Annotated in this window: 20 protein-coding genes; 2 read left to right on the top strand and 18 right to left on the bottom strand. The window is 29.3% G+C overall.

Going from position 1 to position 25,145, the window contains the following annotated elements; translation table 11 throughout:
* Positions 1 to 120 precede the first annotated feature (120 nt).
* The 3 genes from KQI77_RS04040 to ahpC form a co-directional block, all read right to left on the bottom strand.
* On the bottom strand, positions 121 to 4,044 hold the full coding sequence (locus KQI77_RS04040) for an alpha-amylase family glycosyl hydrolase (RefSeq protein ID WP_216388638.1): 3,924 nt from the start codon (positions 4,042 to 4,044) through the stop codon (positions 121 to 123).
* A 479-nt stretch (positions 4,045 to 4,523) separates the two neighbouring features.
* Entirely contained in the window at positions 4,524 to 5,870 is a 1,347-nt protein-coding gene (locus tag KQI77_RS04035) for an alpha-amylase family glycosyl hydrolase (RefSeq protein ID WP_216388636.1), read from the bottom strand.
* Positions 5,871 to 6,075: 205 nt separating this feature from the next.
* Positions 6,076 to 6,639 (bottom strand): alkyl hydroperoxide reductase subunit C, encoded by a 564-nt coding sequence (ahpC, locus tag KQI77_RS04030; RefSeq protein WP_216388634.1) that lies wholly within the window; start codon positions 6,637 to 6,639, stop codon positions 6,076 to 6,078.
* Positions 6,640 to 6,758: 119 nt separating this feature from the next.
* On the opposite strand from ahpC, the gene KQI77_RS04025 reads away from it, so the two are divergent.
* Positions 6,759 to 7,049: a hypothetical protein gene (locus tag KQI77_RS04025; RefSeq protein WP_216388632.1), complete on the top strand. Its 291-nt coding sequence runs from the start codon at positions 6,759 to 6,761 to the stop codon at positions 7,047 to 7,049.
* A 46-nt stretch (positions 7,050 to 7,095) separates the two neighbouring features.
* Here KQI77_RS04025 and KQI77_RS04020 read toward each other — a convergent pair whose 3' ends face one another.
* The 6 genes from KQI77_RS04020 to KQI77_RS03995 all read right to left on the bottom strand — a co-directional run bounded on the left by KQI77_RS04020 (position 7,096) and on the right by KQI77_RS03995 (position 17,057).
* Positions 7,096 to 8,583, bottom strand: a complete 1,488-nt coding sequence (locus tag KQI77_RS04020; RefSeq protein ID WP_216388630.1) for a glutamate synthase subunit beta — start codon at positions 8,581 to 8,583, stop codon at positions 7,096 to 7,098.
* 12 nt (positions 8,584 to 8,595) lie between these two features.
* Complete coding sequence (gene gltB, locus KQI77_RS04015; protein WP_253289336.1) at positions 8,596 to 13,110, bottom strand: glutamate synthase large subunit; 4,515 nt, start codon at positions 13,108 to 13,110, stop codon at positions 8,596 to 8,598.
* Between the two features lie 314 nt (positions 13,111 to 13,424).
* Complete coding sequence (locus KQI77_RS04010) at positions 13,425 to 14,891, bottom strand: alpha-amylase (protein ID WP_253289334.1); 1,467 nt, start codon at positions 14,889 to 14,891, stop codon at positions 13,425 to 13,427.
* A 52-nt stretch (positions 14,892 to 14,943) separates the two neighbouring features.
* Positions 14,944 to 15,231 carry a hypothetical protein gene (locus tag KQI77_RS04005; RefSeq protein ID WP_216388626.1) on the bottom strand — a complete coding sequence of 96 codons (288 nt, stop codon included), beginning with the start codon at positions 15,229 to 15,231 and terminating at the stop codon, positions 14,944 to 14,946.
* Between the two features lie 94 nt (positions 15,232 to 15,325).
* Positions 15,326 to 16,090, bottom strand: coding sequence for a formate/nitrite transporter family protein (locus KQI77_RS04000; protein ID WP_216388624.1), 765 nt, complete (start codon positions 16,088 to 16,090; stop codon positions 15,326 to 15,328).
* Positions 16,091 to 16,151: 61 nt separating this feature from the next.
* Positions 16,152 to 17,057, bottom strand: coding sequence for an N-acetylmuramoyl-L-alanine amidase (locus KQI77_RS03995; protein WP_253289333.1), 906 nt, complete (start codon positions 17,055 to 17,057; stop codon positions 16,152 to 16,154).
* Between the two features lie 278 nt (positions 17,058 to 17,335).
* On the opposite strand from KQI77_RS03995, the gene gdhA reads away from it, so the two are divergent.
* The gene (gene gdhA, locus KQI77_RS03990; RefSeq protein ID WP_216388622.1) at positions 17,336 to 18,670 is read left to right on the top strand and encodes an NADP-specific glutamate dehydrogenase; all 1,335 of its coding nucleotides are present in this window, start codon (positions 17,336 to 17,338) and stop codon (positions 18,668 to 18,670) included.
* Between the two features lie 201 nt (positions 18,671 to 18,871).
* On the opposite strand, the gene KQI77_RS13260 is transcribed toward gdhA, so the two are convergent.
* The 9 genes from KQI77_RS13260 to KQI77_RS03945 all read right to left on the bottom strand — a co-directional run.
* A complete protein-coding gene (locus KQI77_RS13260) occupies positions 18,872 to 19,201 on the bottom strand; it encodes a CPBP family intramembrane glutamic endopeptidase (RefSeq protein ID WP_367397274.1) in 330 nt (109 codons plus the stop codon).
* A 250-nt stretch (positions 19,202 to 19,451) separates the two neighbouring features.
* On the bottom strand, positions 19,452 to 20,756 hold the full coding sequence (locus tag KQI77_RS03980; protein ID WP_216388618.1) for a YcaO-like family protein: 1,305 nt from the start codon (positions 20,754 to 20,756) through the stop codon (positions 19,452 to 19,454).
* The gene (locus KQI77_RS03975) at positions 20,753 to 21,682 is read right to left on the bottom strand and encodes a bacteriocin biosynthesis cyclodehydratase (protein WP_216388616.1); all 930 of its coding nucleotides are present in this window, start codon (positions 21,680 to 21,682) and stop codon (positions 20,753 to 20,755) included. The genes KQI77_RS03980 and KQI77_RS03975 overlap by 4 nt, the downstream gene beginning before the upstream one ends.
* A 20-nt stretch (positions 21,683 to 21,702) precedes the next feature.
* Complete coding sequence (locus KQI77_RS03970; protein WP_216388614.1) at positions 21,703 to 22,575, bottom strand: SagB family peptide dehydrogenase; 873 nt, start codon at positions 22,573 to 22,575, stop codon at positions 21,703 to 21,705.
* Between the two features lie 22 nt (positions 22,576 to 22,597).
* The gene (locus KQI77_RS03965; RefSeq protein ID WP_216388612.1) at positions 22,598 to 22,903 is read right to left on the bottom strand and encodes an LlsX family protein; all 306 of its coding nucleotides are present in this window, start codon (positions 22,901 to 22,903) and stop codon (positions 22,598 to 22,600) included.
* Positions 22,903 to 23,673, bottom strand: coding sequence for an ABC transporter permease (locus tag KQI77_RS03960; protein WP_216388610.1), 771 nt, complete (start codon positions 23,671 to 23,673; stop codon positions 22,903 to 22,905). Before KQI77_RS03960 ends, KQI77_RS03965 begins: the two co-directional genes overlap by 1 nt.
* 2 nt (positions 23,674 to 23,675) lie before the next feature.
* Entirely contained in the window at positions 23,676 to 24,569 is an 894-nt protein-coding gene (locus KQI77_RS03955) for an ATP-binding cassette domain-containing protein (protein ID WP_216388608.1), read from the bottom strand.
* A gap of 65 nt (positions 24,570 to 24,634) precedes the next feature.
* Positions 24,635 to 24,778, bottom strand: coding sequence for a streptolysin S family bacteriocin (locus tag KQI77_RS03950; RefSeq protein WP_216388606.1), 144 nt, complete (start codon positions 24,776 to 24,778; stop codon positions 24,635 to 24,637).
* A 174-nt stretch (positions 24,779 to 24,952) separates the two neighbouring features.
* Positions 24,953 to 25,145: IS3 family transposase (locus KQI77_RS03945; protein WP_216388604.1), on the bottom strand; the 193-nt coding region annotated here is incomplete at its 5' end.

Raw genomic sequence — 25,145 nt, 5'->3', positions numbered from 1 at the left:
ACACATTCATACAATACTGTAAAATAAAAATTGAAATCAAGATTGAAACAGAAAAAAACTCGGCTTAATCATATTGCCGAGTTTTTTTATTCATTGCCTAAATTATAAACTTATAATTTTTTATTCTTCTACTTCTTTTCTTCTATTTAATACTACAACCATAGCACCTAATGCTACCATGCATAACATCATATAGATCATTGTATTATCATAATCTCCAGTTTTCTTTGACTTAGAAGCTTTTGATTTGCTTGCTCCATTATTGCTTGCTGATGAACTATTAGAAGTATTGTTGTTATTAGTTGTATTTCCATTACTATCAGAATTATTATTATCTGATGAAGTATTAGTATTAGTAGTAGTGTATGCAAACATTACAGTACCACCATCTTGTGCTGCTGGAATTGTTATCTTAACAGTATTATCTGATGCTGCAGTATAAGTTTTACCACTATATAAATCTGTTACTTGTTTTCCTGCTGATTCTGGAATAGTAACTGTTATTTCTTTTGCTGTATCAGCAATATTTAATGCAGTTAATATTGAATCATTCTTATAAGTTCTAGTATAAACAGTATATTTTTCGTCATTATTAGCTACTAATGTTTTTCTATTACCTTTTGCAAATACCTTCTTGTTTGCATTTCTTATATTTAATAATTTCTTATAATGATTGTAAGTTTTTTCTCCTGTAGAACCATCTGTAGCTAAATCAAATTGCATATCATAACGATTCTTTTGTCCATCTTCAAAGCTATTTGATCCTGATAATCCAACTTCTTCACCATAATAAACTATCGGAATACCTTTATCTGTTATTTGTAATGATGCTGCAACTAAACCTAAAGCTCTATCTCTATCTGTAATTGCATTATTAACATCGCCATCAATACCAACTAAGAAACCATCTTCATCATGACTGCTTAAGAATTGTCCATATAAATATGTGTTGCTAACTTTTGAAGCTCTATCATCTAGTATGCTTGATACAGATTCTAATGAACCATTTACAAAATTCTTTGCATAAGTCTTATAACCAAAGTCTAATAATGCATCCATTTGTCCATCTTCTAATTGTCCACCATCATTATTATAGTCTGCACCATAATATTCACCTATCATCTTGAACTCTGGATTTATTTCAGTTAATGCTGATTTAAATTCCTTCCAAGTTGCATTTTCAACATGTTTTACAGTATCTACTCTGTAGTAATCAATTGTATTACCACTTTCAGTCATAACCTTTGATAACCATGCTGTTTGCCATTCTATAAGCTTAGCTCTTACATCTGCATCTTCTGTCTTGAAATCAGGCAATCCTGATGAAGCAGTAGTAAAGTCATCATTTCCATCTTCAGTTCTAAACATTCCTGCAAATTGAGCTCTATCTTCATCTGTAGGATAATTGTTAACGCCAGCTTCTGTTGCATCTGCATTATCCATACCATATCCAGCATGATTTAATACAACGTCTACCATTATCTTTATTCCATTTTCATGTGCTTTATCAATTAATGTTTTGAATTCTTGAATTGTACCTAAATGTTCATCTAACTTAGTAAAATCCTTTGCCCAGTATCCATGATATGAATATTGAGACATTGTTGGATCTGCATACATTTGATCAAAGTCTGTTTGTTCTACTATTGGAGTAATCCATATAGTATTTATTCCCAAATCCTTTAAGTATGGAATTTTTTCTGTTATACCAGCAAAATCTCCTCCATGATAAGTGTGAGGCGCTGTCTTGTCATAATTATTTCCATGTGGATCATCATTTGAAGTATTTCCATTAAAGAATCTATCAGTAACTATAAAATAAACAGATGATTCATCAAATGAAAAGTCTAATGGATCTTTATCATTATATACTTTTGCCTTTATTTCAATGCTTGTAGAAGTTTTGTGTTCTTCTCCATTAACATCAACTATTGTTATAGGAATATTTTTCTTACCTGCTGTTATAGAATCTTCAACACCGATAGTTTGTCTTATTTCCTTATTATCATTTAATAATGAAACATCCATTGCTGTTTTACTAGATCCACCTAATTCAGATAAATCTAAATATATTGCTTTAATATATTCAGCCTTAGCATCATCTCCTGATAATTTAAGTGTTAAAACTGCATTTTCTGTTGAATTTATAGCACTAGCCTTTACTGAAGCAGAACCTTTCATAGTTCTCTTAGTATAATTTATTGTTTCTTCATCTGATTCCTTATCAGCGCCATCTACTTTATAAACAAATTTATAAGTGTAAGTACCTTCTTTTATATTTTTATATGAAGCTGTAAAATATTCATTAAGATCATCATAACTCATATCTATAGTTTTATAATCTTCATTTTTATATTTTACTTTTACCTTCATATCTGTTATCTTGTCTTGTGCATCATCATTATATAGATCAATATCTCTATATTTAAAATCGATTTGACCATTATTTATTTCTGCTGTTTTCTTTACAGAAGGAACAACAAATATATCACCAACTCCGCTCTTAATTGTAACTTTAGTTACCATAGCATCTTGATCAACAGCTATTGTTCTATCTGAATCATAATCAACAGTATTCCATAATAAATCTTTTCTTATCTTAAATCCAATTGATGTAGTTGTTTTTCCAACTGGTATCTCAGCTATTCCAACTCCATCTTTTACTGTAAAGTTGTAATCTCCATCTTTCTTACCTGTACTCCAAGTATAGAATGTCCAGTCAGAATAATTTTTATCTTCTCTTATATATTTTACAATTACTTTTTTACTTGCTTCAACTTGGCCTTTAGTATTGAAGACACCATTTGATCCTCCAAAACCATCGCTTACTGTATCTTGTGCATTAGGATCTATTATCCAGTTTCCATCTACTACAAATTTATAAGTTATAGATTCTGCTCCTAATGGATCTACTGTTGCTGTCCATACACCATATGCATTCTTAGTAAATGGTGTTTTTGTTGCACTCCATCCATTAACATCTCCTGCAAATGCTACTGAAGTTGCTGCATCATCTTTATAACTAAATGTTACTGTTCCATCTGCATTTAAATTAGGTGCCATTGCATCTTCATATTTATAATAAGTAAATACTGAGTTACCACTTTCATATTTGTCGTTTGCTGGATCTGTTATCCATGACCCATCTACTACAAACTTATATTGGATATCTGTTTTATCTGTTCTACTTGCATCAATTTCACTTGGATTTATTGTAACTTTCCATAATCCATCTTCTGGATCTTGAGCCATTGCAATTCCTGCTGCTTGCCATTGATACTTTCCACCAAAATCACCTGCAAGATATACTTTACTTGCACTTAAGTTTTTATATATGAAAGTAACTGTACCATCACCATTATTAATTGGTGCATATGCAGTAGCTTCTCCTGGAACTTTCAATGTAGAATTTGCATCTGTACCATCTTGTCCAAAAGAACCTGTAGACCAATCTGACATATCATCTGTTACTTTATATTTGTATTGATAAGTAGTTCCTGCTGTAACATCTATTGTTACTTCAAATAATCCATAACTGTTCTTTTGCATTTGTATTGCTTCAGACCAGTTATTCATAGAACCAACCAAATATAATGAAGCACCATTGTACTCATATCTAAATGTTGCTGTTCCATCTCCATTAAGAGTTACTCCTGGTTCATTTATAGTAATCTTCGAATTAGTTTCAGTACCACCTTCAGTATTAAATGAATTGTCCCAATTACTAGCATTAGGTTTAAACTTAAATTCATAAGTTCCTGCACTTAACACTTTTGTAGTATATGAGAATGTACCATCACCATTATTAGTCATCTTAACTTGGTCACTATCTGTCCATCCTCCAACTAATGTTCCAATTAGATATAATTCTGAGCCATCATACTCAGCTGTAACAGTTACGCTCTTATCTGAGTTAATAACTGCCGAGCCACTTGTTGCTGCATTAGCAACTATTTTTGGTAACGGTATCATAGTAACCAAAAAAACAAGTAGCATGAAAAGGCTTACTTGCCATTTCAAGTTTTTACTTTTTTTAAGTTTCATATTATTATGCCCCCTTATTTTATTTGCATAATACAAGATACCAGTATTATGCTTATATTATGAAAATAACTAATTATTTTCATTTTATTCTTATGTTGTCATTATATCACAAAATTTAGTTTTTCTACATACCGTCTATATTTTGTTTAATAATTTAATATTTTTTTTACAATTACTATAAGACAAATAAACTCTACTATAAATTTTTTTATTTTTTTATATTCTGTTACTATTTTTTACTTCACTACCTAAATATTATGTTTTTCTAAATTGATAGAAATAATTATTTCTTTAAGTATTTATAACAAAATTTATTATTTTATTATTATACTTTTCTAAAATCTCGAACTTTATATAATTTTATATATAGTAAAAAAGGTAAAGATTCTGTTAAAATGCTATATTTTCTAAACATTAATTAATTTTTAGCATTTAAGAACCTTTACCTATTTTTATTATCTTAGAAATACTTAATATTACTATGCATCAACTTCTACAAGTATTCTACTACTATATGGTGCAACCTTTATATCCACATTTGAATTATTAGCTTCAATTATTTCTTCCTCTCCTAATACTTCTTTTAACTTCTTATTAGAATTAATATTGAAGTTAGCATAGAAATCTTGTTCCCCTACATTTAATAGAACATATGCTATTTGATTCTCTGAACAACGTTTATATACTAATTGTTCATTTCTTATTATTACTTGTTCAAAATCTCCATACTTTAATGCATCACTATTTTTTCTTGCTACACCTAATTTTTTTATGTGTTCTGTAAGTTCATTTTCAGTAAGATTATCTAAATTTAATTCAGGTCGCAAATTAGCATCAGATCCATTTTCTTTTACGCCTTCTATAGCGTATTCACTACCATAATATATAGATGGAACACCTGGCATAGTATATAATACAGTATATATATTTTTCAAATAAGCTTTATTTCTAACTGTACTTGCAACTCTATTAACATCATGATTATCTACAAAATTATAAGTATATATGTTTCTGTATATTCCACCATTTCCAAATTGCCTCATAAGAGAATGTGCTATCTCAAAATAATTCTTATCATTATGTGATGAATATATTCCTTTATAGCATTCATAGTTTGTTACAGAATCAAGCATCTCATCATTTGCCCATCTAGAATAATCTCCATGTATTATTTCTCCCATTAACCAGAAGTCTTCTTTCTTTCCCTTACAGAATCCTCTAAGTTCTCTAAAGAAGTCCATATCTACACAATCAGCTGCATCTAATCTTAAACCATCTATCTTAAATTCATCCATCCACATAGCTACTGATTCTAATAGATAATCAACTACCTCCCTATTTTTTAAGTTCAATTTAACTAAATTATAGTGTCCTTCCCATGCATCATATGTAAAAGGATCACCCATAGGATTGCCACAATTAAAGTTTAATCCACTAAACCATGAACAATATTTAGAATTTCCCAAGTTAGCTTGTACATCTTTAAAATGGTTAAAATCTCTTCCTACATGATTAAATACACCATCTAAGATTACTCTTATTCCATTCTGGTGTAATTTATCAGATACTTCTTTAAAGTCTTCATTAGTTCCAAGCCTTCTATCTATTAATCTATAATCTGCTGTATCATATCCATGTTCTGTAGATTCAAATATTGGTCCTAAATATAATGCATTAACTCCTAAATCTTTTAAATGTGGTATCCATTCTATTATCTTCTTAATCCTTGGTTCTGGCTCCTTACTCATATCATTAAATTGAGGTGCCCCACAAAATCCTAAAGGATATATCTGATAAAATATTGATTCATTTACCCAATTTTTCATAAATTCTTCCTCCTTTGATGATATATACCCATTACATTTTATAGTATATATTATACATTATACCACCAATAGTTGTCAGTTCTACATTGTGCTTTTTAAATTTTTTTAAATTAACTGTATATGGTAACCAAAATATAGTTTGATATAATTTACTAAAGAACAAAAAAATCTACTAAGTCGTAAAAACTCAGTAGACTATAAAATGTTATATCTTACCCACCAAATCCTTGCTTGGAGTTAACGCTTCTACACCAGGTTTCCATCTAGCAGGGCACACCTTATCTCCATGTTGCGCTACAAATTGTGCTGCTTGAACTTTTCTTAATAATTCTTCAGCATTTCTTCCTATAGATAATTCATTAACTTCATATGCTTTTATAACTCCCTCTGGATTTACTATAAAAGTTCCTCTAAGTGCTAACCCTTCATCTTCTATGTATACTTCAAATTCCTTGGCAAGTTTTCCTGTAGGATCTGCTATCATAGGATATTTAATTTGTGAAATAGTATCTGAAGTTTCTGCCCATGCCTTATGTACATAATGAGTATCACAAGAAACAGAATATACTTCACAATTAATATTCTTAAATTCATCGTATATATCACTTAAATCTCCTAACTCAGTAGGACATACAAAGGTAAAGTCTGCTGGATAAAATACAAAAACTGACCACTTATCTTTCAAGGAATCTGATGTTATTTCCTTAAAATCACCATCTTGATATGCTTGAACCTTAAAATCAGATATCTTTTTATTAATTAGAGACAATATAATCACATCCTTTATTCTTTTAGCTATATTTTCTCCATCTAAAAATCTTTTTATTCACTATCTATTTTTTATTTCATAAAATAAACTAAAAATATTATTTTTAAAAGGTGATAAACATGAATTATGAAGATATGTTAAAAAACTGTTGTACTTGCGATAATCCTTCTGAAGAATTACTTGCTTCTATAGCTCAAGAAATTGTAAATATAGTTAATAACGCCAATGACATTCAAAATAATCTAATTAATCTAGCAAAATTAATTGCAGATAAAAATAATTGTATAGTTCCATGTGAAGATGCTGAAACTATCTTATGCATAAATGATAACTTATGTGAAATCAATTCTATATCTACAGATATGGCTCAATGTCTAAAAATTTTAGTTTGTAGCTTGTTAACTAATTAGAAATTTAAAAGGTATCATAAGAAATTCTTATGATACCTTTTTTGTGTTATTGAAGGTTTGTGTATCCCATTAACTTCAAATCGACAGCTTTTGCAACTTCTCGACCTTCTTTTAATGCCCAAACTACTAAGGATTGGCCTCTGTGCATATCTCCTGCAACAAATACATTTTCTACAGAAGTTTCATATTTTCCATCTTCAGTAGCAACATTAGTACGTCCATTAACTTCCACATTAAATGCTTTAGTTACATAGTTTTGACTTCCTAAGAAACCAGCTGCTATAAGTACTAAGTCTACTTCTATTTCATATTCAGAACCAGGTATCTCTACCATCATCATTCTTCCTGATTCTTCATCTTTCTTGCTTTCAAGTTTAACTAATATTGCTTTACATACTTCTCCTGCTTCATTAGCAATAAACTCTTTTACAGTTGTTTGATATACTCTTGGGTCATGACCAAATACTGCAATTGCTTCTTCTTGACCATAATCTGTCTTCAAGACTCTTGGCCACTGTGGCCATGGATTTGAAGCTAGTCTTTTTTCTGGTAACTTAGGCATCATTTCTAGTTGAATGATACTTGCTGCCCCATGTCTTACACTAGTTCCTACACAGTCATTACCTGTGTCTCCACCACCTATAACCAATACTTTTTTATCTTTTGCAGATATAAATTCTCCATCTTGAAGATTAGAGTTTAACAAACTCTTAGTTGTTGATTTTAAGAAATCAACTGCAAAGTGAATTCCTTTTGCTTGTCTTCCAGGTACATTTATATCTCTTGGATTTGATGCACCACAAGCAAGTATAACACTATCATATTCTTTTATTAATTTATTAGCCTTATGAGTAGTAGCTATATCTGTATTAGTAACAAATCTAACTCCTTCTTTTCTCATTAAATCTATCTTACGATCTATAATATGTTTTTCTAACTTCATGTTAGGTATACCATACATTAATAAACCACCGATACGATCCTCTCTTTCAAATACAGTAACATCATATCCACGTTTATTTAATTGATCTGCAGCTGATAATCCTGAAGGACCTGATCCAACTACAGCTATCTTCTTTCCTGTTCTTACAGCAGGAATTTGAGGAGTAACTAATCCACTTTCATATGCGTTTTCAATAATAGCCATTTCATTTTCTTTTATTGAAATTGGATCTCCGTTTAATCCACAAGTACATGCTGCTTCACATGGTGCTGGACATACTCTTGATGTGAATTCAGGGAAGGAGTTTGTCTTAGACAATCTCCTATAAGCTTCTTTCCAATTTCCTCTAAATACTAAATCATTCCATTCAGGAATTAAATTGTGTAATGGACATCCTGAAACTGCTCCATTTATTAGCATACCAGATTGGCAAAATGGTACACCACATTCCATACAACGAGCTCCTTGTTTTTGTTGTTTTTCTTTAGATAGTCTAGTATGGAATTCATTAAAGTTTTTAATTCTAATTGCTGGTTTAACGGCAACACTATTTTCACGATCAAATTCTAAAAAACCTGTTGGTTTTCCCATGGTAACTCTCTCCTATCCTCTTGTATTAGCATAGAATGCTTCTATTTGTGCTTGTTCACTACTTAGTCCTTTTTCTTCCATTTGAACTATAGTGTTAAGCATACGTTTGTAATCATGTGGTAATATCTTTTTGAATTTTGGTAAATAATCTCCAAAGTTATCTAAAATCTTTTTACCTTTTTCAGAGCCTGTATTTGCTACATGTTCTTCTATTAATTCTTTCAATTCAAGTACATCATATTTTGATGTAACAGGTTCAGAAGAAACAAGTTCTTTATTAAGCTTCATGTATAAATCGCTATCTTCATCTAATACGTAAGCTATACCACCGCTCATACCTGCTGCAAAGTTTCTACCTGTCTTACCTAAGATTACTACACGTCCACCAGTCATATATTCACAACCATGTTCTCCTACTCCTTCAACAACAGCTGTTGCTCCTGAGTTACGAACACAGAATCTTTCACCAGCTACACCGTTTATGAAAGCTTTACCACTAGTAGCACCATAGAATGCAACATTACCAATTATTATATTATCTTCAGCTTTAAACTTAACTTCTTTTTGTGGATATACAATTATCTTACCACCAGATAGTCCCTTACCTAAGTAATCATTACTATCTCCAACTAATTCAAGAGTTAATCCCTTAGGAATAAATGCTCCAAAGCTTTGTCCACCGCTACCATGACACTTAATTGTAAATGTATCATCTTCTAGCTTATCATCACCATATTTCTTAGTAATTTCTGCTCCGAATATTGTACCAAATGTACGATCAATATTTGTAACATCTACTTCTATCTTTTTCTTTTGTTTACTATTTAAAGCTGGTTTTAACTTCTTAAGTAATACTTTTTCATCCATTGTCTTTTCAAGTTCAAAGTCATATATATTTTTGTTGTTATATTCTACTTTGTATTCTTCTCCAGCATATGGATTATTAAGTATTTTAGATAAATCAACTGTAGAAGCCTTACCTTCTTCAACATTTATTTGTTTTAATAAATCAGTTCTTCCTACTAATTCATCTACAGTCTTAACTCCAAGTTTAGCCATTATTTCTCTTAATTCTTCAGCAACAAACTTCATAAAATTAATTACATATTCCGGCTTACCTTTAAATCTCTTTCTTAATTCAGGATTTTGAGTTGCTATACCTACAGGACAAGTATCTAGATTACAAACTCTCATCATTACACATCCCATAGTAACAAGTGGTGCAGTTGCAAAACCAAATTCTTCAGCACCTAATAGAGCTGCTATTGCTACATCTCTACCTGACATAAGCTTACCATCTGTTTCTATAATAACTTTTTCTCTTAATCCATTCTTTATTAATGTTTGATGAGTTTCAGCTAAACCTAATTCCCATGGAAGACCTGCATTATGAATAGAGTTTCTAGGAGCTGCTCCTGTACCTCCATCATATCCTGAAACTAATATAACTTGTGCTCCAGCTTTAGCAACACCTGCTGCAACTGTACCTACTCCAGCTTCTGAAACAAGCTTAACTGATATTCTTGCATCAGTATTAGCATTTTTACAATCATATATTAATTGAGCTAAGTCTTCTATTGAATATATATCATGATGAGGTGGTGGTGATATTAGTCCAACACCAGGAGTTGAATGTCTAGTTTTAGCTATCCATGGATATACTTTTCCTGATGGTAAATGTCCACCTTCACCAGGTTTTGCTCCTTGTGCCATCTTTATTTGAATTTCCTTAGCACTTACTAAATATCTAGATGTAACGCCAAATCTACCTGAAGCAACTTGTTTTATTGCTGAACATCTATTTAATCCATCTGGTCCTACTGTTAATCTATCTAAGTCTTCTCCACCTTCACCACTATTTGATTTTCCGTGAATCTTATTCATAGCTATTGCTAAAGTTTCATGTGCTTCTTTTGATATAGAACCATATGACATAGCTCCAGTCTTAAATCTCTTAACTATTGAATCAACACTTTCTACTTGTTCTAGTGGAATTCCTTCTTCTGGATAATTAAAATCTAATAATCCTCTTAAATTCATATAATCATTTTCTTGATTAATATGTGCTGTATATTTCTTAAACTTCTCATAATCTCCATTACGAGTAGAATCTTGTAGTAAATATATTGTTAAAGGATTATATAAATGTTCTTCTTTCTCACTTCTTAGCTTATGATTACCCATACTATCTAATGTTAAGTCTAATGATAATTCTAATGGGTCAAATGCAGAAGAATGTAATTCATTAATTTCTCTTGCAATATCCTTTAATGTGATACCACCAACTCTACTTACTGTATTAGTGAAGTATTTTTCAATAACTTCTTGACTTATTCCTATAGCTTCAAATATCTGTGAACCTTGATATGATTGGATAGTTGATATACCCATCTTTGATGCTATCTTAACAATTCCACTAAGAATTGCATTATCATAGTCTTGTACAGCAGCGTAATAATCTTTATCTAATAAATTATCTTCTATTAATTCTTTAATACTTTCTTGAGCTAAATATGGATTAATTGCACAAGCACCATATCCTAATAATGTAGCAAAATGATGTACATCTCTAGGTTCTCCACTCTCAAGTATCATAGCTACTGAAGTTCTCTTTTTAGTTTTAACCAAGTGTTGTTGAAGAGCTGAAACAGCTAACAATGAAGGAATAGCAACATGGTTTTCATCTACTCCTCTATCTGTTAATATAAGAATATTTGCTCCATCACGATAAGCTCTATCTACCTCTACAAATAAATGATCAATAGCTCTTTCTAATGATGTATTCTTATAGAAAGTTATAGGGATTTCCTTCACTTTAAATCCTGGAACATTCATATTTTTTATCTTCATCAAGTCTGTACTTGTTAATATAGGATTATTAACTTTAAGTACTCTACAGTTTTCAGCTGCTTCTTCTAATAAGTTACCATCTTCGCCTATATATACATCAGTTGAAGTTACTATCTTCTCACGAATAGCATCTATTGGTGGATTAGTAACCTGTGCAAATAATTGCTTGAAATAGCTAAATAATGGTTGATGCTTCTTTGATAATACTGCAAGTGGAATATCAATACCCATTGCTGCAGTAGCTTCGCCACCATTTAATGCCATTGGCAATATTGCTGACTTATAATCTTCATAAGTATATCCAAAGGCTTTTTGAAGTCTAGCTCTTTCTTCCTTTGTATATTCAGGTACTTTTTTATTAGGTATCTTTAAGTCATTTAAACTTATTAAGTTTTGATCTAACCATTCACCATAAGGCTTTCTCTTAGCATAACGTTCTTTTAATTCATTATCATCTACTAATTCACCTTTTACAGTATCAACTAATAACATTTTTCCTGGTCTTAATCTATCTTTAACTACTATTTTCTCTGGTTCTATTTCAAGTACACCAACTTCTGATGAAAGAATTAAATTATCATCAGTAGTTATGTAATATCTAGATGGTCTTAATCCATTACGGTCAAGTATTGCTCCCATAACATCTCCATCACTAAATAGTATTGATGCAGGGCCATCCCATGGTTCCATCATTGTTGCATAATATTGATAGAAATCTTTTTTAGATTTACTTATATTTTCATCTTTACTCCATGGTTCAGGAATAGTTATCATAACTGCTTGTGGTAAATCCATTCCACTCATTACCAAGAATTCTAACGTATTATCAAGCATAGCTGAATCAGAACCTTCTTGGTTAACAACAGGAACAACTTTATGCATATTTCCTTCTAGGTACTTAGAAGCCATATTTTCTTCACGACCTAGCATTTTATCTGCATTACCACGAATAGTATTTATTTCTCCATTATGAACTATGAATCTGTTAGGATGTGCTCTCTCCCAACTTGGATTAGTGTTAGTACTGAATCTAGAGTGTACTAATGCAATAGCAGATTCATAATCTGGACTTTGTAAATCTTCAAAGAATAGACGTAATTGTCCAACTAAGAACATTCCCTTATAAACTATAGTACGACTAGATAATGAAACAACATAAGTGTTATCATTACTTTGTTCAAATACTCTACGTATTATATATAATTTTCTATCGAATTCAATTCCTTGTGGAATAGATTCCGGTCTCTTTACAAAACATTGCATTATATTAGGCATACAGTCAATTGCTTTACTTCCTAAAACATCTGGATTAGTTGGTACTTCCCTCCAACCAATTACTTCTACGCCTTCCTTTTCAGCAATAATTTCAAACATTTTTTTTGCTTGTTTAGTCTTAAGTTCATCCTGTGGAAAGAAGAACATACCTACACCATAATCTCTTTCAGAGCCTAAAAAAAAGCCGAGTGGAACTACAGCCTTAGAGAAGAAGTTATGTGAAATTTGTAATAAAATTCCGACTCCGTCTCCAGTCTTTCCCTCGGCGTCTTTGCCTGCTCTGTGTTCTAGGTTCTCTACGATCTTTAATGCATTTGCAACAGTATCATGAGATTTAACTCCCTTGATATTAACTACGGCTCCAATACCACAGTTATCGTGTTCAAATCTAGGATCATACATTCCATAAGTATTGTTACTTACTTCCCCTTCAGGATTGTACGCTTTATAAGCCCCATTGCTTGTATTTGTAGTAATATTATTTACATCTTCCATACACATACTTTCCTTCCTACACATCATATTTAGTTTTAAAAATTTAAGCTTTTTGCTTTAAGTACTTATTAATATACTACAATTTATCTAATCTGTAAATGGATTTTGAAATAATTTGCTGTTTTTTTTAGAAAAAATATATTTTTTTTAGCTTTTAAAATTTTTCTCAATTATTGCAACAATTAGTATAGTATTTTTTACTTAATTGCTATATATAGGAATTATTCTACAATCCATACAGAAACCGAACCACCTTCCACAGTAAAATTACCTATGCCATCATTTTCGATTTTTATTTTTTCTTTTCTGTTTCCTAAATAATCATAAAAATACTGTCCTGCATATCTTGTCCCAACATACATTCTTTTACTGCCGCTATATCTATTAGACATTATTGTTGCCAAGCCTGAATTCTCGTTTTCTTCGATTCCTTCTCTTGTCCAACCAACAATATCACAATGATCAAAATAATCATTTTGTTTACCATATGCATAATGCATTCTTAAGTAAAGTAGTTTGTCTAAAACTTCTTTCATTGAATCTATGTTTTGACTTTTTATTCCATAATAATCCCCATAAAATACACATGGATAGCCTTGTTCTCTTAACAAGATAACAGAATAAGCTAGAGGTTTAAACCATGGTGCTACCCATGATTCTAATGCTTGTCCTACTTGCGTATCATGATTATCAACAAATGTTACGGCTCTAATTGGATTTCTTTCTACTAATGTTCCTTTTAATAAATTTCTCATATCATAATTACCATTACTATAAGATGCATCACAGAAATGAAAATGCAAAGGAACATCAAATAATGACATATCTTCTTTAGTATTCTCTAAATATGCGGTTAACTTATTAATATCCGCATTCCAATATTCACCTACTGAAAATAACTCTTTACCACTTTCTTTTCGTAGTGTAGTTAACCAATCTACCAAGAAATTATAACTTGTATGTTTAACTGCATCCAATCTAAATCCATCAACTCCTGTTGTATCTAGATACCATCTTCCCCAATTCTTAAGTTCCTCAACAACTTCACTATTGCTTAATTCCAAGTCTGCTCCCATCAATAAATCATAATTTCCATTTTCATCATCTACATCTTGATCCCAATTCTTGCCTGCAAATCTATATACTCCACTTTTTTTTGCTTTTGCATCCCAATCAACTCCATCAAAATGTGTCCAATTCCATTTAAAACTAGAATAAGTATCTTTTCTACCAGGAAATTCGAACTTTGTCCATGCAAATATCTTTTTTTTACCACCAACTTCAATATTTCTATTGCCAGAATCATGCTCTATTGCTTCTACTTCTTCCATATCGTCTGCACCAATTTTATGATCCAATGATATATCTGCATATGTTTGAATCTTATTTTCTTTTAAACTTTTTATAGCATTTATATATTCATCCTTAGTTCCATACTTTGTCTCTACAGAGCCTTTTTGCTCAAACTCACCTAAATCATATAAATCATAAACAGTATATCCAACATCATTATTTCCATCCATGCCTTTATATGATGGTGGCAACCATATAGCAGTAATTCCTATCTCTGATAAATGCTTAGCTTCTTCACTAACCATATTCCATAATTTAGATTGCCTTGGAAGATACCATTCAAAATATTGCATCATAGTTCCATTTTTAATTTTTAAATCCATTGTCTTCTCCATATCCTTCATCCCCTAATTCTAGTAATAGTCTCCAGTTTACCACTTAGATGTTTTATCTATTATTGCATAAATCATCTATATATTCTTTTGCCTCTTTTAATCCCACACCGGTTTCCATTCTATATATCTTTATTGCACGAACTAAATTGCCTTGTTTGACGAGTTCTTCTATCTCCTTTTGCACTTCATCACTTAATGTTTCTTCATTAATCCCTAACTTTTCAGCAATCTTATCCATTTTCATTTCTATTTTATTCAATTTCTTTTCAAAACTACTAATAACTGTATATAAACAGACAAATAGACAAGCTACAATTGCTATAAGAACTTTATCATCCATATGTCCCACTCCCTTTTATAATAAATTTATTACAATTCTATTATAGCACCTTGTAGAATATCTATTCTGTAAATTAGTATTAATTTTTTATAAATTAAATTTCTTCTATGCTTATATATACTGTAGATAGTCCTAAAAGCACACCTCCACCTATTATATTACCTATTGTAACCCATAATAAATTTCTTAATGCTAGCATAATAGGTATGCCACCTAATGAAAAATAGGCAATAGAAAATACCCCCATATTAGCAACGCTATGTTCAAATCCCGCTATAATGAATGCAAACACACAGAAAAACATCATAATAAGCTTACCTGATTCTGTTTTCATCTTAATTCCTGTAAGATATCCCAAACATACAATAAAGTTACATAGTAGACCTCTAAGTATAAGTTCTGAAATAGATAAATTAAGTTTAGCATCAACTATTCCCTCTATATAATGACTTATAATCGCTATAGAAGCTCCACTTTTCACAAATAAAAATGCTAAAATTACAGATCCTATAAAATTGCCTATATAGCTATATATCCATACCTTTAATAATCCTTTAATAGATATTCTCTTATTGTATAAACCTACAGACATAACAAGATTATTTCCAGTAAAAAGCTCTCCACTCAAAAAAACTATAAGTGCTAATGCAAATGAAAAAGTAGCAGACACCATTATCTTTGAGAATTCAGGATACTTATCATATAGAATTGCTCCAGCAGTATAAGATAATATGATTGCAACTATAACAAAAAATCCAGTCACAATAGCTCTGCCTATATATTTGCCTGGATTATTGTCTGCATTTTTAAGTTTTTTCTCTGAAAGTTTTAATAAAACTTCCATATCACTATTGTACATATAAATCACCTTTTCTTTTAGTTATTTATATGTATTATGCCCAAATAATTTTAAATATATTCTAACTCTCTAAACATTTGATTATTCCTTCAGCCATTCCTTCAGCTAATTTATTCTGATATTCATCAGATATAAGAAGCTGTTCTTCATTAGGATTAGATAAAAAGCCTAATTCCACTAAAATCACCGGAACCTTAGACCAATTAAATCCAGTTAAATCATCTCTTGTAACTACTCCTCTGTTATACATATTACATTTACTAACTAACGAAGTTTGTATAATTTCTCCATATCCTTTACTTACATCAGCTACATCCTTGCTGTAACCAATATATCCAGGAACTAACGTAGTTGCTCCATATGCATTACTTGAACTTGCAGAATCACAATGTATTCTTATTTCTAAGCTTGCATTATTGTTATTACCAACTTCTGCTCTCTCTATATTACCAGGAGATTCATTTATATCTTGTTTGGTTAAAATTACAGTTATTCCATTGCGTTCCAACAAACTTTTTAGCTTCATAGAAACTTCCCAAGCAACTTTATACTCTGGGATTCCTGTATTAACACCTACGCAACCACCAGGATCTTTTATCTTTAATATATCGGAATCTGGTGACTGAAGTTCCATTCCTGAATTTCCAGATCCTCCATGTCCCGGATCTATTACAACTATTTTATTGCCTGTGTTATTAATTGTTTCTGTGTTAGGCTCTTCTTGTATATCTTTTGAATCACTCTCTTTAACTTCTTCTTGTTTTTCTTCTACTGGCTCTTCTTTCTCTTCTTCCTTTTCTAATATTACTTCTTCTCCAATTGTATTCGTTTTTATTGAAGCAATATTACTTTTTATATTTTTTTCTTTGTTCTTATTACTAAACGCAATATTAGTTCCAATAACACACAATATAACAACTAATATTGCCATAACTAACAACATTATTAAATTTCTTCTATTTTTCATTTTCTTCAAGACACCTTTCTATGTACTGTAATATATAACTTTTACGCCTCCAAATATAATTGTACCAAAAAATATTTTTTCCTCAATTAAATATTTTTTCTTTTATTTTCTTTATAAATGTTATAATATAATGGTTGTGGGATATTTATACATATATTTCTATGAACAGTTAATCACAATGAAGTACTTTAACTCATTATAGATAACAACATTCTTAGTATTACCTTATTTATATTTATTCCATTTAATAATTAAATATCATAGAGGAGGGCATTACAATGGCGTATGTCGACGAAATTATTGAATTAGTAATTAAAAAAAATCCAAACGAACCTGAGTTTCACCAAGCTGCAAAAGAAGTTTTAAATTCACTTAGACCAGTTATTGAAGCTAACGAAGAGTTATACAGAAAAGAAGCTCTACTTGAAAGATTAGTAGAACCTGAAAGACAAGTAAAATTCAGAGTACCTTGGGTTGATGATAAAGGACAAGTACAAGTTAACACTGGTTACCGTGTACAATTCAACAGTGCTATAGGACCTTACAAAGGTGGTCTAAGACTACACCCATCTGTTAACTTAGGTATTATAAAATTCCTAGGTTTCGAACAAATCTTTAAGAATTCTCTTACTGGACTACCAATCGGCGGTGGTAAAGGTGGTTCTGATTTCGATCCAAAAGGAAAATCAGACAGAGAAGTTATGGCTTTCTGCCAAAGTTTTATGACAGAATTATGTAAACATATAGGAGCTGATACTGACGTTCCAGCTGGAGATATCGGTACTGGTGCTAGAGAAATCGGATATATGTTTGGTCAATACAAGAGAATAAAGAACGTATACGAAGGAGTTTTAACTGGTAAGGGATTAACTTACGGTGGATCTTTAGCTAGAACTGAAGCTACTGGATACGGTTTATTATATTTAACAAACGAAATGTTAAAATGCAACAACATAGATATCGCTGGTAAGACTGTAGCAGTTTCTGGTTCAGGAAACGTTGCTATCTATGCTACTGAAAAAGCTCAAGCTCTTGGTGCAAAAGTTGTTACTGTAAGTGATTCAACTGGTTGGGTTTACGATGCTGAAGGTATTGATGTAGCTGCATTAAAAGAAATAAAAGAAGTTAAACGTGCTAGATTAACTGAATACAAGAACTACAGACCAAATTCTGAATACCATGAAGGAAGAGGAGTATGGAATGTTAAAGTTGATATAGCTCTTCCATGTGCTACTCAAAACGAATTAAACTTAGATGATGCAAAAGCATTAGTTGCTAATGGTGTTATTGCAGTATGTGAAGGTGCTAACATGCCTACAACTCTAGAAGCTACTGAATACTTACAACAAAACGGTGTATTATTTGCTCCTGGTAAAGCTGCAAACGCTGGTGGTGTTGCAACTTCAGCTCTTGAAATGTCTCAAAATAGTGAAAGATTAAGCTGGACTTTTGAAGAAGTTGATGCTAAACTTAAGAACATAATGGTTAACATCTTCCACAACATGGATGATGCTGCTAAACGTTACGGACATGAAGGAAACTATGTAATGGGTGCTAATATAGCTGGATTTGAAAAAGTTGCTAACGCTATGCTAGCTCAAGGAATCTGCTAAAATATATTGCAATATATTTTAAGAGGGGTGAAAATCACCCCTCTTTTTTACTTTTTAGAAAATTGTATTTTATTTGTAGTTGTAGATAAGTGTTTTAAATATAGTACTTAAGTGTAAACCTGCTAAAAATATTTGTAAATTATATTTGATTATTTTTAGCAGGTTTAAGTTTACACAGATTATTTTACTAACTTATTTTTATTAACTTATTCTTCCTCGACTATACTTTATAGTATTATACGCATAAACTAAAATATTAAAATTCATATGAATCATTATACAAACAAAGATATTTTTAAATAAAATAAATGTTATACATTCAAAAATTGCAAATGGTATTTTATAAAAACATTTTATTTTTTGATTAAAAAAATGTATAAACACAAATGTTACAACAGAAAGGATAAAATATAAATATATATTATCAACTAATCTTTTCATATGCATATATAAAAAATATCTATAAATTAATTCTTCACAACAAGGAAATAAAATCATTACATATACTGTTTTTTTTATTTGCGAAAGCATATAAGTAAATTTTTTATAATTAAAATTTTTCCATTCATTAAATACATATTCTAAAATGAAAGATATTAACGAAAAAATGACTATAACAAACATAATTATTAACTTATTAAATTTATCATATATGTTTAAAAATACCACCATAACAAGACTTATAACATATAAGTCCATTCCTTTTATTTTCTTAAATAAAGGAATTTTTCCGAAAGCAAACATTAATATTCCTGGAAAAAGAGTTAATATCAATTGTATATTAAGCCAAAGGATGTGGAACATTATTGCGTATACCTCCTATTTTCTTATATCTTTCATGAAAATATGGAGGATATGAAGGTAAGCATAAGGGTAATATTTCCGGCACAGAAACCCTAACCACTTCTAAATTTAAGCCTTCAAATTCAGGCAATGTTATTCTTAAAAAGCCTGCATATTTACTATATTTTTTTATACATTCAATTAAGTTATAGTTCTTAGATACATTTATACCTTTATAAAAATCATAATCATGTTTAACTATAGAAGGCTTTCCATATTTAGAATACATTATAACATTATCGTCTAGATTGTTAATTTTTGTACTTTTTTTAGTTATTGATTCATATTTATTTATGTCCATCCAAGGAAGGTTCATATTATATTCTAAAACTGCTATACATTCCATAAACCCTCTATACAACACTTTTTTCATACCTTTCCCACCTTGAACACCAACTGTATATTTAGGCAATCCTTCCTTTTGTCCAAATACTTCACATACTATAATATCAATATTCTTATCATATGATATATCTGTAAAATTAACACTGAAATTTTCCAAAAATTGTTTTACTTCTTTCTTATCTTTAAAGTATTCATGTAAAAATTCTTCTAAGTTCACTTTTATATCTTTTCCTTTTATACCACCATACCACCATAAATTAAATGAATCTATTTGTAAATACTCAATAGCTGCATTTTCAAAACTTTTTATTATATCTTCGTGACATGCAGTTCCTGTCGATACAGCTGATGTCATAAATGGCTTTTCATTTTCAAAAATTGTTCCATTATTAGATACTATAAACTGCAAAGGAATATATACCTTTTCGCCAAGTTCAATTAATGAATTTAAAGCAATCCATTGTAATTCATCATTTTCATTCACATAATATTTTTCATCTTTATCACTAAAATAAGAATTAATATACTTTAAATTACATACTTTATCTTCACCATATTTATTAACTAATGATTTATATGAATCTTTAATCACATAATTTTTAATAATACTATAAAATGAAGCAAATGAATATCTTTCAACACTTTCACCTAAAAAACTTGCTACTGCTTCATTATATGTAGTCCCATAACCACTTAAATGATAAATCATTTTTTGGTTTTTTTCAAAAATATTTTTTTCAAAATCTGAAAATTCAGATGTTAAATAATTAAAATTAACAATTGGATATGATTTTGCTCCTTTAAAAAAGCTATCACTTTTCCATATTGAAGTTACTCTTCCTCCCAAAATTTTTTGTCTAAATTCGTTATATTCTATTGTATTTTCAATATTTATCATTTAGACAAGACCTCCTTTATAACATTTACAGAACGAATATTTTGTTCTTCAAATTTAACATTATTTACTGTTGCACATACTGAACAGCTTGAATTTTTTCTATTAACATTATATGAGTATTCAAAATTTGGAGTATAAAAATGTATTACATTTCCTGTTAATGAACTAGCTCCATATTTATTAATATTACTCATATCTTTTAAAACCATACCTATTACCAAACTTATATCAGCATTATCACTAATTGCTTCCAACGAATTATTATATTGATCTTCATATTGTTTTATTGTTCCTGAGAATTTACTTATTATGTGTTTTTCCAAACATTCGTAACATCCAGTATAGTTAGGTTTTATTCCTGTTAAATAAATATTGTCATTATCAAAAATGCCTATAGTATACTCTATATCAAGTTTATTGATTATCCTGTTAAATGCTCTATTGGTAACTAAATTGCAAAATTGATTTAAATAATAAATATGATCATAATTTTTAAGTTTACTTGAGAATTTATCATATAATTCATTTAACTTTAATACATTTTTATTTTCTGTCAAAGTTTTAATATCTTCATTGCTTAACATTTCTTCAATTGTTTTTACTTGTATTGAATCAGGACATAAATTATTAACCATATCTTTATAATTTTTATTGATTATTAATAAAAAGTTTTTGTTCATAGCTATATCAATCAATCCAAACTTAGTTAGTTGCATAAAGTCTTCATAAGCTGAATCATTTTGACTTAAATCTATTTTCTTATTTTGTATAAATTCTCTCATTGCCTTAATGAATGAATTAGAACTTCCATTCTTATCAATAATAATTTCATTTATATGTAAAAATCCCTTTCTTATAACAAATTCATTTTCACCTTCTATTACTATTAAATCGTTTGGTTTTATAAATTCAATAATATTACTCATACTAATCCCCCTATTTATATTTATTCTTTACCACAAATGTTTGTAAATAGTATATGACTATTTATTCCATCTAATCCTATACACTTTTCAGCATATTGCTTATCAAATCCCGCAATTTGACATGCGGAATAATCTAAAGCTGTACACATTATTTCAAAATTATGAGACATTATTCCTATTTCTACTAAAGTAGTTAATAATGATAATTCACCATACTTTAAATAATTTCTATCAAAATCATATTCATATAAAACACAAAAACAATAATCATCAAAATCAAAATTACCATATTGAAGAAGTTGTTCTATCTTCATATCACCATCAATTGGATATAAACTATGCGTATAAGGTTGATATCTATATAGTCCTTTTTTAATTCCTTTAACTTTATTTATTAAAAAATAAGGATATATTGGATATAAGCCGCCACCAGAAGCGTAATATCTAGTAGTAGCAGTTATACCATTATAATTCATAGTTCTTTTTGCCAATCCAAAACTATATTTTACTATAGTAGAAAATTCATCTAACTTCATAGTGATTCCACTATAGTCCCTTGCACTATGTCTTTCCTCTAGTGTGTTTGTAACACTTTTTTTTACTTTAACCAATTTTTCTGGTAACTTAATGGTATACTCATCTTTAATTTCTTCATATATTTTATTTGCACTTATATTTGCTGCCAAATTCATTTCATTGTACATACCAATACTCTTAACATCACTTAATCTCATAAAGCCCAAGTTCAATAAGTAATTATATGCATATGACTCAAAATTTCCAGCTAAAATTTGACTATAAATTGCTGCATTATTATTATTGGTAAGATTATTACTATCTCTTTCTATTTTTAAGTGTTGATTTAACATTCCTTTTATCTTAAAATTTCCCATATACATCACCTTTTATTGTATTTTATTTATTTAATTTTATTTTTTTACTTTTTATATAAAGTCTTGTCTCATTTACTAATACAACTACCATAGACCATATAATTCCTATTATTGACATATTTTGATTTAAAGCTTGCCCTACATATTCTCCACCACTTTTACTAATTTTATATAAATCAAATCCTATAAAACTAACATTATAACTACTTAAATCTGAACTTTTAATCTTGTAATATCCAAAAGCTATTAAAATAGCTGATAATAAAACAGAAATTACTATTCCTACAACAATCTCAACACATACTCTTGCAAACTGATTGTTTTTCATCACTTAATTCCTCCCTCATTATTAAAATTTTTCTTTTTACTATATTTCCAAATTAACAACAATAAAATAGTTGAAAAAATTATTAAATATATTAATGATAACTTAATAAAGGTTTCATTCCATACATATTCCTCTGTCCAAATATAGAAAAAATCATTCATTGCATATTTCATTGGTATAAATTTTGCTATATTCTTAAATGTTATTGGTAATTCATCAAAGGTTATAAATACTCCACAAAACATATATAATACAAACATTACAACAAGACCAAATGGCATTAATATTTGTGTATTTTTAAATAGAAATGAAAAAGTACCTCCTATTAACATACATATAACTACTGCAAGTATATATTGAATTAAAAATCCCAAGAAATATTTAATGTCTGGAAAGTGTAAATTAAATACTATATAAGCAAAAACAATATCAATTGCCATACTTATTAAAGACAATATTAAATGTGCTAAAATATCTCCAATTACCATTTTCCATGCCTTAACCCTAAAAAAAGATAATCTTTGCATACTTTTACTTTCCAAATTATTTCCTATCCACATGGGAAATGAAATTAGTGTTAATGGTAATATTCCTATTCCAATTGCTATCATAAAATATTTATCTATTAAAGTATAACCACCTCCAATTGATGCATTTCCATAAGATAGCATAATAATAACCATCATAATAAGTGGATATCCAATTGTAAAAAAAACAGACAAAGGAATTCTAAACATTATCTTCAAATCAATCCACAGATATTTTCTCATATCTATTCACTTCCTTTCATTTGACTAATTGCTAATGTATAAAGTGAATACAGATTACACAATTCCATTTCATAACTTATATTTCTATTCATTAGTTCCTGAACCAAATTTTGTTGTTCTACAGAATCAATTAAAACTAATGCATCAATTTCATCATTAAAATTTTCAATTATTTTAATATGCTTATTATCCTTATATAAATTTTTAATTTCATTTCTGTATACCTTTTTTATTTTATATATAGCTCTATGATTATATCTATTCTTGAGTTCTTCAATAGTTCCATAAAACACAATCTTCCCTTTATCCAATATTAAAACTTTATTTGCCCACCCAGTTAATTCTTCAAAATAATGCGAAATAGTTAATACAGTTCTTCCTTCTGAATAATTTTTCACTATTTTTAATAATTTATTTCTTTTTTGAAAATCTAACCCAGTAGTAAGTTCATCAAAAATCATTATTTTAGGTTTTAAATATAAAACTAAAAACAATGTAAGTCTTTGTTTTTCGCCGCCCGATAATTTACCAATTCTTTTTTTAAGAATTTTATTAAGATCAAACTCATCAAATAATTTTTTAATTTCACAATCAAATTTTTTCTTATTTGTAACAATTTGAATAAGTTCGTAAACTTTCATTATTTTATTATATGAGTTATCTTGAAATTGAATTCCTAATTCATCTTTAGAAAACTTACACTCAATTTTTCCATTATACTTAACTTGATTAATTATTGAATTAATCAATGTTGATTTTCCAGCACCATTAGCTCCAATAATACCTACTATATCACCTTCATTAATTACAATATTCTCATTTATGTCTAATACCTTTGTATCATTAAATTTAACTTCTAAGTTTTCAATCTTTATAATTTCATCATTTATCTTCATTTTCCCCCCAAAAAACATATATAAAAAGCTTGTCTGACTTTCAGGCAAGCTCTTTACACAAAATACTATTCTTCTGATATAGCTGCACATGTACAACAACATGAACATGAACATGAACATGAACATGAACATCCACTACTAGCATAATTCATAGAAGTTTCTGAATCTTCCATATTGTAAAGATTCGCATTATGTTCTTTAATTTCCATACTCTCATCTCCCCTTTAGTAAATTGCAAATAAAAACTATATATAAATTTTACCTGCAATTCAATATTAATCCTTTCTTTTTTGTATGTCAACCTTTATATTCTATTTATATAAACTCGAAAATTATATATTTGGTCTTATGTCAATATTTTGGACACAAAAAGTCAAACTTTTTTATGCTGTACTTCTAGCTAATAATTCACATTGTTCTGGAGTCATGTAATTAATAGAAGAGTGCAGTCTTCTCCTGTTATACCAACCTTCAATATACTTAAAAATAGCAACATTAGCTTCTTCAAAGGTTCGGTATTTATTTCTATAAATTTCTTCTTTCTTTATTAATGAATGGAAAGATTCTATGCAAGCA

This window comes from Clostridium sp. MSJ-8, assembly GCF_018918325.1.
Lineage (GTDB): Bacteria > Bacillota > Clostridia > Clostridiales > Clostridiaceae > Clostridium.
This window is presented reverse-complemented; position numbering and strand designations above follow the sequence as displayed.

What these genes read in the sequence shown, in the direction of transcription:
- KQI77_RS04040 (WP_216388638.1), bottom strand. Translation starts at nt 4,044, where the DNA reads ATGAAACTTAAAAAAAGTAAAAACTTGAAATGGCAAGTAAGCCTTTTC.
- KQI77_RS04035 (WP_216388636.1), bottom strand. Translation starts at nt 5,870, where the DNA reads ATGAAAAATTGGGTAAATGAATCAATATTTTATCAGATATATCCTTTA.
- KQI77_RS04025 (WP_216388632.1), top strand. Translation starts at nt 6,759, where the DNA reads ATGAATTATGAAGATATGTTAAAAAACTGTTGTACTTGCGATAATCCT.
- KQI77_RS04020 (WP_216388630.1), bottom strand. Translation starts at nt 8,583, where the DNA reads ATGGGAAAACCAACAGGTTTTTTAGAATTTGATCGTGAAAATAGTGTT.
- gltB (WP_253289336.1), bottom strand. Translation starts at nt 13,110, where the DNA reads ATGTATGATCCTAGATTTGAACACGATAACTGTGGTATTGGAGCCGTA.
- KQI77_RS04010 (WP_253289334.1), bottom strand. Translation starts at nt 14,891, where the DNA reads ATGGAGAAGACAATGGATTTAAAAATTAAAAATGGAACTATGATGCAA.
- KQI77_RS04005 (WP_216388626.1), bottom strand. Translation starts at nt 15,231, where the DNA reads ATGGATGATAAAGTTCTTATAGCAATTGTAGCTTGTCTATTTGTCTGT.
- KQI77_RS04000 (WP_216388624.1), bottom strand. Translation starts at nt 16,090, where the DNA reads ATGTACAATAGTGATATGGAAGTTTTATTAAAACTTTCAGAGAAAAAA.
- KQI77_RS03995 (WP_253289333.1), bottom strand. Translation starts at nt 17,057, where the DNA reads ATGAAAAATAGAAGAAATTTAATAATGTTGTTAGTTATGGCAATATTA.
- gdhA (WP_216388622.1), top strand. Translation starts at nt 17,336, where the DNA reads ATGGCGTATGTCGACGAAATTATTGAATTAGTAATTAAAAAAAATCCA.
- KQI77_RS13260 (WP_367397274.1), bottom strand. Translation starts at nt 19,201, where the DNA reads ATGCTTTCGCAAATAAAAAAAACAGTATATGTAATGATTTTATTTCCT.
- KQI77_RS03980 (WP_216388618.1), bottom strand. Translation starts at nt 20,756, where the DNA reads ATGATAAATATTGAAAATACAATAGAATATAACGAATTTAGACAAAAA.
- KQI77_RS03975 (WP_216388616.1), bottom strand. Translation starts at nt 21,682, where the DNA reads ATGAGTAATATTATTGAATTTATAAAACCAAACGATTTAATAGTAATA.
- KQI77_RS03970 (WP_216388614.1), bottom strand. Translation starts at nt 22,575, where the DNA reads ATGGGAAATTTTAAGATAAAAGGAATGTTAAATCAACACTTAAAAATA.
- KQI77_RS03965 (WP_216388612.1), bottom strand. Translation starts at nt 22,903, where the DNA reads ATGAAAAACAATCAGTTTGCAAGAGTATGTGTTGAGATTGTTGTAGGA.
- KQI77_RS03960 (WP_216388610.1), bottom strand. Translation starts at nt 23,673, where the DNA reads ATGAGAAAATATCTGTGGATTGATTTGAAGATAATGTTTAGAATTCCT.
- KQI77_RS03955 (WP_216388608.1), bottom strand. Translation starts at nt 24,569, where the DNA reads ATGAAGATAAATGATGAAATTATAAAGATTGAAAACTTAGAAGTTAAA.
- KQI77_RS03950 (WP_216388606.1), bottom strand. Translation starts at nt 24,778, where the DNA reads ATGGAAATTAAAGAACATAATGCGAATCTTTACAATATGGAAGATTCA.